Source organism: Candidatus Neomarinimicrobiota bacterium (assembly GCA_022567655.1).
Lineage (GTDB): Bacteria > Fidelibacterota > SORT01 > SORT01 > SORT01 > JADFGO01.
This window is the reverse complement of record JADFGO010000053.1, coordinates 1-15,874: the sequence shown is the minus strand read 5'-3', so window position 1 is coordinate 15,874 and position 15,874 is coordinate 1. Positions and strand designations below refer to the sequence as shown.

Genomic DNA, 15,874 nt, shown 5'->3' with positions numbered 1-15,874 from the left:
GGTTCGTGCGGATCAAACCCTTAGCGGAAAAAGCCATTGATGCTGTCGCCTCCGGCAAGATAAAATTTCATCCTGAAAAATGGGTCAAAACGTATAATCATTGGATGGAAAACATCAGAGATTGGTGCATCTCACGCCAGCTCTGGTGGGGACACCGGATACCCGCCTATTACTGCGATGATTGCGGTGAACTGATAGTAGCGAGGGAGGAACCCGAACAATGTACAAAATGTTCGGGCACTGTCAGACAGGACACGGACGTTCTCGATACGTGGTTCTCTTCAGCCTTATGGCCCTTTTCGACGCTCGGATGGCCCGAAGAAACTCCTGAGTTAAAATATTTTTACCCCACTAACACTCTTGTTACAGGACACGAAATACTCTTTTTCTGGGTGGCGAGAATGATAATGACAGGACTCGAATTTATGGAAGAGATACCGTTTTCCGACGTGTATCTGCACGGAATCGTGCGGGACGAGATCGGTCGAAAGATGAGCAAGTCTCTCGGCAACGGTATCGATCCGGTAGAGATGATAGAACTGTACAGCGCCGATGCGGTGAGATACACGCTTTTGAGCCTTGCATCGGATGGACAGGACGTAAGAATCGGGAAAAAAGATTTTGAAATAGGTAGAAATTTCACAAACAAGATATGGAATGCGTACCGGTTTCTCTCATCGAACAAAACTGATGAAAATATTCCGGAGATCGATCACAACAATTTAGAACTCGCCGATGAATGGATACTCTCCCTGTATAATTCAGCGATAGGAGATATGCGCAGTTCTCTTGACCGTTTCGGAGTCAACGCAGCCCTCGGCACCGCATACAAATTTTTCTGGGGCGAATACTGCGACTGGTATCTCGAGCTTATAAAGGAAAGGTTATACTCCGGAGATGATGAGAAGAGGAGGTCTGCGATTGCCGTGGCGGTACATATATTAAAGGGTTCGATGCAGCTCCTTCACCCCTTCATTCCGTTCGTTACCGAAGAGGTTTACTCATCCTTATCAAACGATGAAAGTATTATGATCACGGACTACCCTGATGTGGATGAAGAGAGGATAAATCAAGATGCGGAGGATAAGATGTTGCTTATACAGGAGTTAAGCAGATCGGTCCGCACTATCCGAAGCCAGATGAGCGTTCCCCCTTCGGTCAAGGCATCTTTGATACTTAAGGGCGTATCGGACTCCGACGAAGAGCTGTTAACGAGTAACCGTTCATACTTGATAAACATTTGCAGGCTCGATTCGATAGAATTGAACGGGAGTCGGGAGCGGCCTAAACTTGCCGCAACGGACGTTGTCAGGAATATCGAAGTCATAGTCCCTCTTGAAGGGATCATAAATGTGGAGGAGGAAAGCGATAGACTGAATAAGGATTTGGCGAACGTGGAAAAAGCGCTGAAAACAGTGGTCTCGAAATTGTCCGATAAGTCGTTTATCGAAAACGCTCCGCCCGATATTGTTGAAAAAGAACGCCGGAAGGAGAAGGATTTCTCCGAAAAAATATCAAAGATCAGGACTAATCTTGAGTGGTTATCAGACGCCCGTTGAACTGATTTCTACTTTCGGATAAACGCTGTTATCGGCTAATGAACATATCAAGGAATGATGTCTGATTCCGGAATTAATCTTTCTACTAAGATTCAATACCTCAAGGGTATTGGTCCCAAACGCGCAGAAGCTCTTGAGTCGATAGGAGTAAAAACCGCAGGGGATTTGCTCTACTATTACCCGAGAAGATATTTGGACAGGCGTTCCGTTTCGGCGATATCCGATCTGGAGCACGGGTTGTCCGCTACAGTAGTCGGAGAGGTTGTGTCATTCGGATTTGAGAGGGGAAGGCGCAGACGATTCAAGCTGCTTCTCGATGACGGAACCGGGATACTCTCCTGTGTATGGTTCAACGGCATAAAGTACGTTCAGAACAGATTCAAAGAGGAACAGAGAATAGCAGTCCACAGCAAGGTAGGAGTCTACAGGAATCAATTTACGATGATTCATCCTGAATTTGATATTCTTGATAAAGGCAGCGATCCGATAAGTGCCGGGGCAATAATTCCCGTTTATCCTTCCTCGGAAGAGCTTAAAAAAGTCAGACTCGATTCGAACGGGATCAAGAGGATAATCAAAAACTCCATAAAAGGGTTGTCAACTCAGGTAATAGATTTCATGCCTTCGTCGGTCATAAAGGAGAACAGCCTGATGGAGCTTCCGAAAGCGCTCGAACAAATACACTTTTCCGAGGACGGAAAGATGTTGAACGAAGCGGTTCTCCGGTTAAAATTCGACGAACTGTTTTTCTATCAGCTGCTGTTAGCCGTAAAAAGACATTCTCTGAAAGTGAGCAGGGTAGGGATAGAATTCAAAAAGGTCGGAAGCCTTTTCAACAAACTCTACAAATCACTCCCGTTCGAGCTGACGGAGTCGCAGAAAAATTCTCTCCGCGAAATAAGATCCGACATGGCTGATCGTCAACCGATGCAGAGGTTGTTACAGGGCGACGTCGGATCCGGTAAAACGATCGTCGCTTTGTTGAGTTCCACAATTGCGATTGGAGCGGGATATCAAGCGGCAATCATGGCGCCTACCGAGATATTGAGCGAACAGCATTATCAAACCGCGCTTAAATTCTTTAAAAACATAAAGATAGAAATAGCCCATTTAGTAGGCGGTCAATCCAAATCCGATAGAGAGAAGGTATTGAAATCGGTAGCGAACGGAGCAGCGGACCTCGTTATCGGAACACATGCTCTCTTATATGAAGATGTACAATTCAATCAATTAGGCTTCGTGTCGATTGATGAACAGCATCGATTCGGGGTCGACCAGAGAGCAACATTGATGAGGAAGGGTGTAAATCCTGATATATTGATAATGAGCGCCACACCAATTCCCCGCTCACTCGCACTCACGCTTTACGGTGACCTCGACATCTCCACGTTGACCGAGATGCCGGCAGGCAGGAGAAATGTGAGGACGGAACTCAGAGGCGAAGGAAGCCGCAAGAAGATTTATGAGATGATACATGAGAAATTGAGTCAGGGTGAGCAGGCGTTTTTTGTATTTCCCGTCATAGATGAATCAGAAAAGATGGACCTTCAAGCGGCTCTTAACGCTTACGAAATCTTAAGTAACCAAGTCTTCTCTGATTTCAATGTCACGCTCCTTCACGGAAGGATGCCTGCTTCTGAAAAAGATGAAATTATGAGTCAATTTTCTAAAGGAAAGATAGACGCACTCGTTACGACAAGCGTTGTTGAGGTAGGTATAGACGTGCCGAATGCGAGCATCATGGTAGTTGAAAACGCCGAGAGGTTCGGACTCTCGCAGTTGCATCAGATGAGAGGAAGAATCGGCAGGTCGGGTAACGAATCATTTTTTATAATGATAAGCGATTCGAAAGGTGAACCGGCACGGAACCGGCTAAAAGTTATGACAGACACTGAGGATGGATTTAAAATCGCCGAAGAAGACCTCCGGCAGAGAGGGTACGGCGATTTTTTCGGCAGGAAACAGCATGGAATACCTGACTTCAGGCTGGCGGACATCATAAGGGACGTGGAGATAGTAAGGTCCGCCAGAAAATCCGCGTTCAATTTGACAAAAGGCGACCCTCATCTCCGGAAACCGGAGAACAGGCTGTTGGGTGACCGGTTCAGAGAGAGTTATGCTGAACGACTGAAATTTGTTGAGGTCGGTTAATAAACATTTGCGTGAATACATTTCATACGTTAACTTGCAGGTTCTATAATATGAAAAAATTAGCATGAAAAGCCTTGGGTGAGAATAAAGATAAATTCGATCCGCTGTTTGTCAACTTAATATTGACATTGCAAAGTTCGGCGATGCAGCATATGGGTAAATTAAAAAATCCTGTTACGGATAAAGTGGAACGGAATTTAGAACAAGCGGAATTATCTATCGATATGCTTGATATGCTTAAGAAGAAAACCGGGGGCAATTTGACTGATGAGGAATCTGACCTCATTGTTCGTTCTTTGAATGAACTTAAAATGAATTTCATGGATGAAAAAATGAAAGATGAAAAGGCGTCCGCGGAGGAAGATTCAACGGAAGACCCGGAAAAGGATGAGTCTAAAGATGAGACCGAAGCAGAAAAGGCAAGCGAAGAAGAGTAATTCGTCACTAAATCAGTTGGAATCTGAGAGTTGAGGATAAATAGGTAAGATGTTCAGATCGTTTAAGGATAGTGACAGAGTTCAGGTTTATGTGGCGTTGGCGGTTCTAATAGCGGCTTTGCTGACTTATTTTGATACTGTCGCTCCGACGGTATCTTTCTGGGACACCGGCGAATATATCGCTACGGCTTATACTCTAGGAGTTCCGCATCCGCCCGGCGCTCCGTTCTATCTGTTGCTTGCACGCATCTTTACCATGTTTCCGATAGGCGATGATATAGCGTACCGGGTGAATCTCCTTTCGGTGATTACCAGCGCTCTCACAGTGATGTTCACTTTCTTAATAATACTGAAGTTCATAAGACAATGGCACGGTGAGTTGAAAAGCGGGCTTGACAAGCTCATGGCATACTCGGGGGGAGTGATCGGGGCTATGTCGTTTGCGTGGTCGGACAGCTTCTGGTTTAACGCCGTTGAAGCGGAAGTATACGCAGTAAGCGTTCTGTTTACCGCCTTAGTAGTCTGGCTGGCGCTGCACTGGCTGGAACACGAAGATGAAGGGGGAGCGTCTCATTACCTGCTTATGATAGCCTATCTTATGGGACTTGCACTCGGTGTGCATCTTCTTAGCCTCCTGGCGCTTCCTGTGGTTGCTCTGATAATTTATTTTAAAAAATTCCGTGTGACGCCAATAACGTTTACCGGTGTAGTGGCGATCAGCGGCGCCGTATTTCTTGCCATATATTTGGGAGTTGTAAAGGGACTGCCGGCATTAGCGAACGCGTACTCGTTCAAGGCTGTTTTCATTGCCATAGCCGGACTCTACATTTTTACGTACTGGAGCATTAAAAACGGCAGAAAGATACTTTCACTATCGCTTATGGCGGCCGTTTTGTTAACCATAGGATACTCGACTTATGCGCTGATCTATGTCCGCGCAAATGCTAATCCCTCGATCAATGAAAATGATCCGAGCAATACTCAGCGCCTCGTGTCCTATTTAAACAGAGAGCAATACGGTGATGCCCCTTTCTTTGACAGAAAAAGATGGAAGCCGCGGGCTGCAAGCAAGTACACCGGTGAACTCGATTATTTCTGGAACTATCAGATAAAACGGATGTATATCCGATATTTCAACTGGCAGTTCGTGGGGCGAGGGTTTTCGGAAGTAGACGCCGGGAAATTTTATGCCCTGCCGTTCATGTTAGGATTGTTCGGAGCTTTTCATCACTACAAGCGCGATCCTAAAGGATCGTTCATCGTACTGACGCTCTTCTTTATGACAGGCTTGGCTATCGTGCTTTACCTGAATCAGGAGGATCCTCAGCCGAGGGAAAGAGATTACTCATACATCGGTTCATTCATGGCGTATTCAATCTGGATAGGGATCGGCGCTACCGGATTACTGAATAGTTTGGTGAAATACATCCATGATAAAAGGACTCAGATGTATTCGTCAGGCGCTCTTGCCGCTCTGTTGTTTTTCATCGTTCCGTTCAATATGATGGCGAAAAACTACAAGGAGCATGACCGTTCCGGTAATTACGTTGCGTGGGATTACTCTTATAACATACTCGCTACGACGGAACCGGACGCGGTAATCTTTACTAACGGAGACAACGACACATTTCCTGTCTGGTACTTGCAGGAGGTAGAAGGAATACGAAAAGACGTCAGGGTCGTAAACCTGAGTCTTCTGAACACACCCTGGTATATAAAGCAGCTCCGGGATAACGAGCCGAGAGTTCCGATAAGTCTCACAGACGCTCAAATTGACGGAATGTTCCTGCGCCAGTGGCCCAAAGAAGGACGAAAAGTAGCTATTGCCGGTCCCGCCGACGACGAAGGGAATCCCACTTCCTTTGAATGGAAAGTTAACCCTACTGTCAACACAAGCAGGTTTTCGGCTCTTAGAATTCAGGATCTGATGATTCTGCACATATTAGAGCAAAACAGCTGGCGGAAGCCGATTTATTTTGCCGTTACGGTATCGCCCGATAACAAATTAGGGCTTGAGAGGTTTTTAAGAATGGACGGTCTTGCGTTCAGGGTACTATCCGCCTCTTCTATACCGATGAACCCGGACGGCACTCCGCAAAGAAAAGAACCGCTATATTCGGAGTTGATCGATCCGCTGAAAATAGAAGAAAATTTAGTGAAGAATTACAAATACCGGAATCTCGATAATCCGGATGTATATATCAATCCGAATATAAAAAAATTACTTCAGAATTACCGTTCCGCCTTCCTCCAGCTCGGTTACCGTTATATGTTTGAGGGAAATAAGAGTAAGCTGGCAGGGTTATTGGCATCGATGGAGAAAGTGATGCCGGAGTCGGTGATCGCAATCAACAGCAAAATGGCTCAGCTCCAGATTGGTGCGATGGAAAAAGAGGCTGGATTTCCGGAGAAAATGAGGGTACGCCTCGAAAAATTAATCTCCGATCCACGTAATACGTTCAATGAGAAGATGGTTTTCGGCTCCTATTATTTGAGAGATCTTGAAGACTATACGACCTCTGCCAATATTTTCAGTGAACTCGTCAGTGAGCAGCCGAACTCGGGGAGAGCGGTGGGAATGCTCGTTTCTGCCTATGAACTCGGCAATGAATACGAGTCAGCGGTGGACGTACTGCGAGAGTGGCTTGTCAGTTATCCCGCCGACAGCGACGCCCGGCTCCGAATGAACGAAATACAGGCAAAAATCAAAACTACCGAGGAATCGGTTTCAGGGGACAACCCCTAAATATAACCGGCTTGGATGATACACCTCTCGTAAGCATAATCATACCCCATTACAACGGGGTGGAGATGCTAAGGGAATGTCTCCGGTCACTGAGCGGTACCACCTACTCCAATTTTGAAACTATCATCGTGGACAACGCTTCTACGGACGGAAGCGTTAAAATGGTAGAGAGCGAATTCTCTTCGGCGAAACTGATAAAACTCAACTCCAACAAGGGGTATGCCGGCGGCTGCAATGCCGGAATCTTAGCATCCGAAAAAGCCGATTATATAGTTCTTTTCAATAACGACGTGAAAGTGAGTCCCGATTGGCTTTCGCATTTAGTGAAGAGCATGGAGGAAGATAAAGGAGTCGCTGCATGTCAACCGAAAATATTGTCTATCGTAGATGAAAGTATGTTCGATTATTCAGGAGCTGCCGGAGGACTCATGGACAAATACGCCTATCCGTTCGCGCGCGGGAGAATAATAGCGACGATCGAGAGGGACGAGGGGCAGTACGACCAACCTGTAGAACTGTTCTGGGCATCCGGAACCGCCTGCATATTGAGGAAGTCCAGTTTGGATGAAGTCGGTATTTTAGACGAACTGTTTTTCGCCCATATGGAAGAAATAGACCTGAACTGGAGACTGCATCTAAAGGGTTATAAGATAAAATTCGTGCCGGAGAGCGTGATATATCACCAATCGGGCGGGACGCTTTCCGCGGAGAAGTTTAAAAAGAAATACCTGAATCACAGAAACAGTATGATCATGATGATAAAAAACTATTCGATGAGAAACCTGATAAAATTGCTGCCTGCTCGAATATTCATAGAACTGCTTGCTCTGGGATACTCTCTGATGAGCGCGGACTTTAACAGATTTATCGGTATCATAGCTGCCTTACTCTGGCTGATGACGCATCCGGTTTATCTTTTCAGGGAAAGAAAAGTTGTGCAAGAGCTCAGGGAGGTCAGCGACGAAGAGATAATAAAAGACCTTTACAGCAGTAGTATCGCCTTGTCTTATTACCTCCTCGGTAAAAAGAAAGTATCGGACTTATAGTCGGATGGGAATTCTAACTTGCGGTAGACTACAGGAAGCAGGTAAGCGAACATTTCATTGAGACGCATCAAGCGTCGCATCGGGGATTTACTTTTACAGGTTAGAAGTCATGGGACGCAGGTCTGCGTCCCTACATTTGTTCAAGCGAGGAAGATGGTCGTGTTGAAATGATAAAGAGATTTATATCGAAAGAGTTTAAAAAATAAGGAGATGAACGTGTGGGTTCGGGCCACATGAATAGTCTACACTAAAATGGCTGTGTCACACGATTTTAAAAAACCGTTAAAACGGTTTGATAGTATCCTTTTGCACGTTTATTACCCCCGATTGAAATCGGGGGCTGGTAAGATTCCACCTCTCATTAACCCCTTGATTTATCAAGGGGTATGTAGACGACAGACCAGAAAATACCATAACCGTATCAACGGTTTTTATAACGTTCGGGTCAGGGCTCACCCGTTTGGACGGCATAGCCGGACAGGCCCTGACCGCACTGACGCAGCTGTCTGGCATCGGAGGTTTACTTTTACAGATTAGAAGTCATGGGACGCAGGTCTGCGTCCCCTACATTTGTTCAAGCGAGGAAGATGGTGCTGTTGAAGTAAATAGCATAAATCATTGTCTTTCCGAGGAGCCCCGAAGCTTCGGGGCGACGAAGGAATCTCATTGATTGATGTACTTGAGAAACCGAGATTGCTTCACACTGATAAATCGGTGTTCGCAATGACGATGAGGGTAGGTTAGATTGTTCCAGGGTCACGAAGGAATACTCTAAAGAATCTCTCCGATTCACAGGCCTTCGAGCCATTTTTACAGCGCGATTTTAATATTCTAATCTATCCGAACAGGTTTGATATATTGCCCGGAAGAATCGTGAATTCATTCAATCGTTTTGTGGAATCTACAAAAGCGACTTGACACGCTCCTCAATCGTTACTAAATTAGTTATACAACTTAATCGCATTCAAATACCGAGAAAGGAGTAAAAATGGGCAGAATTTTTACTATCATGATTTTTGCCGTGCTTTTATTCGCTTCGAGCTTAGTTGCTTCGTCCAACAGGACTCACTTTACCGCCGAAATATTGGGTGAGTTCGTTATTCCTCAAGTCGTTTCGCCAGCCACGGGAACAGCCTCACTCAGCTTGAGCGAAGATGAGACCGAACTCGAGTACCACATCACTATTGAAGGGCTCACACCAACGGAAGCGCACTTCCACAACGCCGGATTTGACGCTGAGGGAACTGCAGTTAAAACTCTCGACTTCAGCGGTGGACTTACGATTTCCGGCACCTAGTCGAGGACCGACGGCACCGACCCTCTCACTGCCGCACTCGTGAATGAGCTGCTCGCCGGCAGATTGTATATTAATATCCACACCGCAAGCAACCCGGAGGGTGAGATAAGAGGTAATGTTATGCCGGTAATCCTTTTTAGCTCTTCGCTGTCAGGGGAGAACGTACCAACCCCCGTAACAACATCGGCTCACGGTACGGGATTCTTTTTTTATGCGGGCGAAAATGAAAGAATATTCGGATATTCCATAAACGTTGAAGGGCTCACACCAACGGGAGCGCACTTCCATCAAGGTGCTGTGGGCGTTACCGGATCTATTCTTATCCCTGTCGAGCTGGTCGATAACCATGCCGGCGTGGGATTCACCAGCGAACCGTTGGTTGTGGAAAATAGTTTCGTAAACGATCTTCTCATGGGCAATGTATACCTCAACATTCACACTGATGCAAATTCGGGTGGCGAAATACGCGATCAGGTCGTTATGGTGCCTCAATCGTCTCGTTATGCAATTCTCGACGGCGCTCAGGAAGTCACGCCAGTGACAACTACGGGTACAGGCACTGCTATCATCGCGGTTGATTCTGACCAGACCCGTGTCGTATATGAGATTACTATCTCAGGTTTTGACCCGGATTTGGTGACATTAGCACATTTCCATAATGCCTCATACGGCTCCGATGGAGAGATTGTCAAAGACATCACTTTTGTAGGAGGTTACGCCGAGGGAGAATGGACGGCATCTGACGCATCTCAGCCACTTACTCCTGAGCTTATGGCTGAGCTACTTGCCGGAAGGATTTACATAAACGTCCACACAAATGATAATCCCGGAGGAGAGATTCGTGGAAACGTATTTGGTGTCCAGGGATTTACGGCACAGTTAAGTGGAGAGCAGGTAGTTCAGCCCGTAACTACCGATGCTTCCGGAACAGCCGCATTGTTTCTGTTTCCGGACGATTTATCAGCCGGCTATGTGCTTGAATACCAGATGACGGTTCAGGGTTTGACCGTCACCGCAGCACACTTTCACAATGCGGCAACAGGTGAAAATGGGTCGATTGTTAAAACAATCATCTTCGACGGAAACTTCGGAGGAGGAGAATGGGCTTGGGACGACACTGTCGAACCCTTGACAAGTGATCTGGTTACCGAGCTCCTCAATGGCAACATCTACGTAAATATCCATACTTCGGCATATTCGGGTGGCGAATTACGCGGTCAGGTACTGCAGGGAATAGGATCAGTCGTTATCGGCATTGAAGATGAGCAGCGTATGATGCCTAATTCCTTCTCTCTAAAGCAGAACTACCCGAACCCGTTTAACCCTCGTACCATGATAGAATACACCCTCCCGAAGTCAGGAAAGGTGTTGCTCACAGTCTATAATCTTCTTGGAGAAGAGGTAACGCGTCTTATTGACAAAAGAATCGCTGCCGGGGTTCATCAGGTAACATGGGATGCGTCAAGCGTCGCTTCCGGAATTTATTTCTACAGGCTCAAGGCGGGCGATTTCATCCGGACGAGGAAGATGGTCGTGTTGAAATGATAAAGAGGTTTATATCGAAAGAGTTTTAAAAATAATAAACTTCAGACTCAGAGCGCGGATTCAATATTCTAATCTATCTAAGTAACTTTGATATGTTTCCCGGTTTGTGGGATTAACCGTTATCAAATCTTCGTACAGGTCCGGATCACGATAATAAAAGAGGGCGTCACTGAGCTCGGTGGCATGGGCGTTCAGGAATTCGATTGAGTATTTGTCGAGCGAATTCAAATCGAAAATATCGCGGAATAATCCTAAAAAGTCCCTGAAATTCATAAGAGCCTCGTCCGATTTATCTTCTTCAGATAGGAAATATAGGAAGTCACTGTATTTACCTTTTGCCTCTCTCAACCGCCAGTTTGAGGATATTTCATCTACCCTGACTGCTCTATTGTTCCACCCCTGAGAATAAGAACTGGTCTTTGCTCTTCCGGCGATTTCACGAGCCGCATTATAATAACGGCTCCCCTGGAGAGGTTCTATCAGGTCGAATTCCCCGCCTAATTGAAGGTTGACATAGAAATCGAGAAAGCCGGTTATAGTGTGAAACATACCGCTGTGATAAAGCGGATCGTTCGGCCGGTAAACGAAGACCCAGCGTTTATCGAAATAGCGCTGATCGTAATTGTTCGATATAGCCGCCTTGGCGTGATATAGTTTTTCTGAACCCGCCTCCGAAACCGTTTCCACGAACACCTGAATCTTCATTTGGAATGTTACGTCATAGCTTTCGTCGGTGTATTCGAACTCGTTGATGTACGCTTCCATACTCCGCGCAAGATTTCTGAGATCGTTCTGTTCTTTCGGAGGGAGTCTCGTAGCCTCAACTGTCACCTCGCAGATAACAGATTGAGCCAATACGGAAACCGGCGCTGAAACGGATATCAGAGGTAACAGTACCAATGTTAAAAATGAAAAGAATTCTTTACAATGCATCGGCTGAAATTTAAATTGAGTTCGGGTCTTAGTCAAGAATTAAAGATGGGGAATATTCTGACTAACAACAAACATTTTATGAAATTTAATTGAATAAAACGATGAATTCTCTAAATAGTAACTTTCAACTGCTGCTGCTGACAGCCTTATGAAGAGCTCGAACATTACTAATAATGAAATAAATCTGCCGGAATTGGAATTACTGCACGCTATCGGCGGTTTAGCGGATGAAAAGGGGATAGAAGTATATCTCGTCGGCGGCGCCATCAGGGATGCCATGTTGAGTAAAACAAATTTCGACCTGGATATTGTCGTCGTTTCGGATGGGATCAAGTTCGCCAAGCAGATGAAAAAAACTTTAAATGCGGATTCTATCGTTGCATGGGAAAAATTCGGCACAGCTGAATTGACAAAGGGGAATTTAAAAATCGAGGTGGCTACGGCGCGCTCGGAAGAGTACGTTAAATCCTCACGTAAGCCTACGGTCGAACCGGCGGATATTCACACAGATCTAAGGCGGAGAGATTTTACAATAAATTCAATGGCTGTGCGCTTGAATGAGGCTGAATTCGGTAACCTGATAGACCCCTTCGGCGGAAGGGAAGACCTCGAAAAGAAAGTTCTAAAAACTCCCCTCGATCCTGTGGAAACGTTTGATGAAGACCCGTTGAGAATGCTGAGAGCGATTCGGTTTTCTTCTCAATTGGGGTTCGAAGTTGACAGCGGGGTTATTCGGGCGATCCGGAAGGAGAAAGAAAGGCTTTCGATAGTATCGCAGGAGAGAATAACTTCCGAGCTGCTGAAGATTCTCGCCTCGCCAAAGCCTTCTGTCGGCATTGCGGGTCTTTTAGGGAGCGAATTGCTCGAAATCGTCCTCCCCGAGATGATTCCGACCATAGGAGTCGAGCAAGTAGGGAGATATCACCACAAAGACGTATTCTGGCATACGCTTGAAGTTCTCGACAACCTTGCGGAGATGTCCGAAGACTTAGACCTCCGATTTTCCGCACTCGTTCACGATATCGCAAAACCCGATACGAAAGAGTTCAAGGAAGATAAAGGTTGGACTTTTCATGGACATGAGGTCTTGGGGTCGCGGATGGTGGAGGATTTGGGTAGACGATTAAAGCTTTCCAACAAAACCATCAAATTTGCAAAGAAGATGACGTATCTCCATCTCAGACCTATCGCTCTCGTAAGCGAAGAGGTTACCGACAGCGCGGTCAGAAGATTAATTGTGGAGGCGGGGGATGACGTGGAGAGTTTGATGCTCCTATGCCGTGCGGACATCACAACGAAAAATCCGGACAAGGCAGATCAGTACATGAGAAACTTTGAGATCGTTGATGAGAAAATCAAAGAAGTACTTGAAAAAGACGAGATGAAGGCGTTTCAATCTCCCGTTCGGGGTGAAGAGATAATGAAAATTTGTCAAATAAGTGAGGGTATAGTAGTAGGAAAGATAAAGAATGTCATTGAACAGGCGATACTCGACGGTGTTATCCCTAACGATCACGACGCATCGTATGATTATTTGATAGAGAACAAAGATAAGTGGTTAAGCGAATTTCAGGGTTAATTCAAAACTATGAATGAAACAACGAAATGGGGGATCTTCTTTTTCGGAGGTAATATTATTCTCGGCGGGACAACGGACTTCAGAACGATGTTTTCGCTTAATGTTTACGTCGGAGTGATCGGGTCGTTAGGACTCTTGTTGAAACTGCCGTTGATAATAGCTAAGGGGAGCACGGACATTTTGACGAACCTTGCGATCCTGATGCCGGCGGACATGGACGAGACAATTTTATACAAACTTTTGAACATGATTGACGTAGTACTTATATGGCAAACGGTATTACTTGCGATGGGATTTGTAATTATATATGATTGGCAGCAGAAAAAAGCGAACAGATTAGTGACAGGAATTTGGGTATTAGTGATTACGGTTTATGGCGCTTATCTCGCACTGAGATGAGGAGCATGGAAATTTGCTCGATGACGAGCAGGTGAAATAGGAATGAGCTGGAGGAACTCTTTATGAGCAGAATTAAGTTTATAACATTCATCGGTCTACTCTTTTTGATGCCCGATACAGGGAGAAGTCAGAGAGACGCCTTGCTGACCTTAGAAGAAAGCATAGCTGTTGCGCTCCACAAAAATTTCTCCGTCAAGAGCGCAGAATACGGTCTTCAGCGGAGGGACGCACAAGTGCTGAATTCCTATTCGGCTATTCTGCCGACTATCAATTTCAGCTCGAGCAGCGGAAAGTTTCTCCAGGGGAGATTGGAAAATACTCGGGATATTCCATCCGCTTATGAGACAATCCTATTTAATTTGCCGGTTCAAAACAGCGTCGGTGATCCTACGGGGGATGTGGTGACGCTGCCACTTCAGGGAGCGCCGACGGCGTATACTTCCGCCACTATAACTCAGCCTTATTTTCAGCGCAACAGGCATTCACTAAGTTTCAACATAAATCAAAACATTTACGACGGCGGCAGATGGTGGAATAACATAGCGAGAGCCAAATCATTTCAGAACGCCGGATTTCACGGTCTTGAAGCTGCCAGGAACAACGCGGTATTCCTGACAACTCAGAGTTATCTACAACTCGCAAAAGCCACAGCGCTTCAATATGCACTCTTTGATGCGGTAATGTTGAGTCAGGAACAGTTAGAAAGAACCGAAAGCCTTTATGAGCTCGGCTCCGTGGCGCGAACGGACTTTTACAAGGCAAAGGTCCAATTGGGAAATGACAGGTCATTGCTGCTTACTCAGCGAAACGTAGTCGCTGCGGCAAAGTCAAATTTGAATATCGTTATGGGGAGAGACCCGCTCAGGCCTATCCGGATTGAAGAAAAAGAATATCAGAAGGTTGAGTATCCATCCCGTGAAAAGGCGATAAATGTTGCCGTCGAGAACAGCCCGCTCCTGAAGCAGTTTTCGGCATCGATAGAAGGTGCCGAGCATGGCAAAAAGGCGGCAAGGGCGGCATTTTTGCCCAGTTTAAGCGCTGGAATAAGCTACAGCAGGAACAACGAATTACCTGCCAACGTTTTTTCTCCGGGAAATATCTCCAATAACTGGTCTTCAAGCATGGGGATATCGGTTAATTTCAATATTTTTAACGGTTTTGCGGATAAAGCCAATCTTGAACAAGCTCAGATCAGCTACAGATCATCTAAGGAAGACATGGAAGACGGAAAAAGAAGGCTGATTGCAAAAATCGATGAATCAATAACTCAGATTGAAACTTATGAAGAGCTCGCAGAGATATTTTTGGATAATAAACAGTCTGCGGAGGAAGATCTCCGCCTTGCGACCGAACGCTATGAACTCGGTTCAGCGACTCTCTTAGAAGTTCAGAACGCGCAAGTCGCATTATTGAGAGTGAACACTTCCGTGATAAGAAATAAATATGACAGCCAAATTGCTTATGCGCAGCTGCTCAATTCGATGGGAACTGTCCGCTCAGGGGGAATAAAATGACGAAAAAGAAAAAAATGATTTTAATCGGAGGAGGCGTGCTCTTAGTCGGAGCGTTAGTAACGGCTAACTTAATGCGGGACTCCGGCAAAAGTGTTACGGTTCAGGTTGACGAGGTTACAAATGAGAAAATTGTTGAAATAGTCGCTGCTTCAGGAAAAGTACAACCTATAATTTCAGTGGATATTGCGGCTAACGTAAGTGGCAAAATATTAAGCATCACTGCTGAAGAAGGCGATAAAGTAAAAAAGGGACAGGTACTTGTCTATTTAGACAACGCGAGATATGTTGCTTCCGTCAACCAACGGATGGCAGCCCTTCGGTCAGCGGAAGCACAGGAAGCACTCGAAAGAGCAAACCTGAAAGTGATAAATAGCACTACGATACGACAAAACGAGCTATACAAAAAAGGATTGATCTCCGAATCTGATTTAGAGGGAGCCGAAGGAAATTATGAAGTTGGAATAGCGAGACTGAACAGAGCGAAAGAATCTGTTTCTGAGGCCGAAGCCTATCTTGATCAAGCAAACGATGATCTTAGTAAAACGAAGTTGTATACTGCTTTAGGGGGTATAGTAGTTAAAATAAATAAAGAAGTAGGCGAAATAGCTTTAGGATCACAATTTCAGGAAGATATTATAATGACTATTGCGGATCTCACTGAAATGGAG

Annotated in this window: 12 protein-coding genes; 11 read left to right on the top strand and 1 reads right to left on the bottom strand. The window is 45.6% G+C overall.

Annotation, left to right across the window (positions count from 1 at the left end; all coding sequences use genetic code 11):
- The 7 genes from IID12_06660 to IID12_06630 all read left to right on the top strand — a co-directional run.
- The coding region (locus IID12_06660) for a class I tRNA ligase family protein (protein MCH8288771.1) at nucleotides 1-1,559 on the top strand (1,559 nt) is incomplete at its 5' end.
- Between the two features lie 54 nt (nucleotides 1,560-1,613).
- The gene (recG, locus tag IID12_06655; protein ID MCH8288770.1) at nucleotides 1,614-3,710 is read left to right on the top strand and encodes an ATP-dependent DNA helicase RecG; all 2,097 of its coding nucleotides are present in this window, start codon (nucleotides 1,614-1,616) and stop codon (nucleotides 3,708-3,710) included.
- Between the two features lie 74 nt (nucleotides 3,711-3,784).
- Nucleotides 3,785-4,147 carry a DUF1844 domain-containing protein gene (locus IID12_06650; GenBank protein ID MCH8288769.1) on the top strand — a complete coding sequence of 121 codons (363 nt, stop codon included), beginning with the start codon at nucleotides 3,785-3,787 and terminating at the stop codon, nucleotides 4,145-4,147.
- A gap of 49 nt (nucleotides 4,148-4,196) precedes the next feature.
- On the top strand, nucleotides 4,197-6,893 hold the full coding sequence (locus IID12_06645; GenBank protein MCH8288768.1) for a DUF2723 domain-containing protein: 2,697 nt from the start codon (nucleotides 4,197-4,199) through the stop codon (nucleotides 6,891-6,893).
- A 65-nt stretch (nucleotides 6,894-6,958) separates the two neighbouring features.
- A complete protein-coding gene (locus IID12_06640; protein MCH8288767.1) occupies nucleotides 6,959-7,939 on the top strand; it encodes a glycosyltransferase family 2 protein in 981 nt (326 codons plus the stop codon).
- A gap of 988 nt (nucleotides 7,940-8,927) precedes the next feature.
- Nucleotides 8,928-9,236 carry a CHRD domain-containing protein gene (locus IID12_06635; GenBank protein ID MCH8288766.1) on the top strand — a complete coding sequence of 103 codons (309 nt, stop codon included), beginning with the start codon at nucleotides 8,928-8,930 and terminating at the stop codon, nucleotides 9,234-9,236.
- 39 nt (nucleotides 9,237-9,275) lie between these two features.
- Nucleotides 9,276-10,781: a CHRD domain-containing protein gene (locus IID12_06630; protein ID MCH8288765.1), complete on the top strand. Its 1,506-nt coding sequence runs from the start codon at nucleotides 9,276-9,278 to the stop codon at nucleotides 10,779-10,781.
- 60 nt (nucleotides 10,782-10,841) lie between these two features.
- Here IID12_06630 and IID12_06625 read toward each other — a convergent pair whose 3' ends face one another.
- Complete coding sequence (locus tag IID12_06625; GenBank protein ID MCH8288764.1) at nucleotides 10,842-11,636, bottom strand: DUF4835 family protein; 795 nt, start codon at nucleotides 11,634-11,636, stop codon at nucleotides 10,842-10,844.
- A 226-nt stretch (nucleotides 11,637-11,862) separates the two neighbouring features.
- On the opposite strand from IID12_06625, the gene IID12_06620 reads away from it, so the two are divergent.
- The 4 genes from IID12_06620 to IID12_06605 form a co-directional block, all read left to right on the top strand.
- Entirely contained in the window at nucleotides 11,863-13,293 is a 1,431-nt protein-coding gene (locus IID12_06620) for an HD domain-containing protein (GenBank protein ID MCH8288763.1), read from the top strand.
- Nucleotides 13,294-13,302: 9 nt separating this feature from the next.
- Entirely contained in the window at nucleotides 13,303-13,692 is a 390-nt protein-coding gene (locus IID12_06615; protein MCH8288762.1) for a hypothetical protein, read from the top strand.
- 62 nt (nucleotides 13,693-13,754) lie between these two features.
- The gene (locus IID12_06610; protein MCH8288761.1) at nucleotides 13,755-15,206 is read left to right on the top strand and encodes a TolC family protein; all 1,452 of its coding nucleotides are present in this window, start codon (nucleotides 13,755-13,757) and stop codon (nucleotides 15,204-15,206) included.
- Nucleotides 15,203-15,874, top strand: a 672-nt coding sequence (locus IID12_06605; GenBank protein MCH8288760.1) for a biotin/lipoyl-binding protein, incomplete at its 3' end; no start/stop codon positions are given. The genes IID12_06610 and IID12_06605, both read left to right, overlap by 4 nt.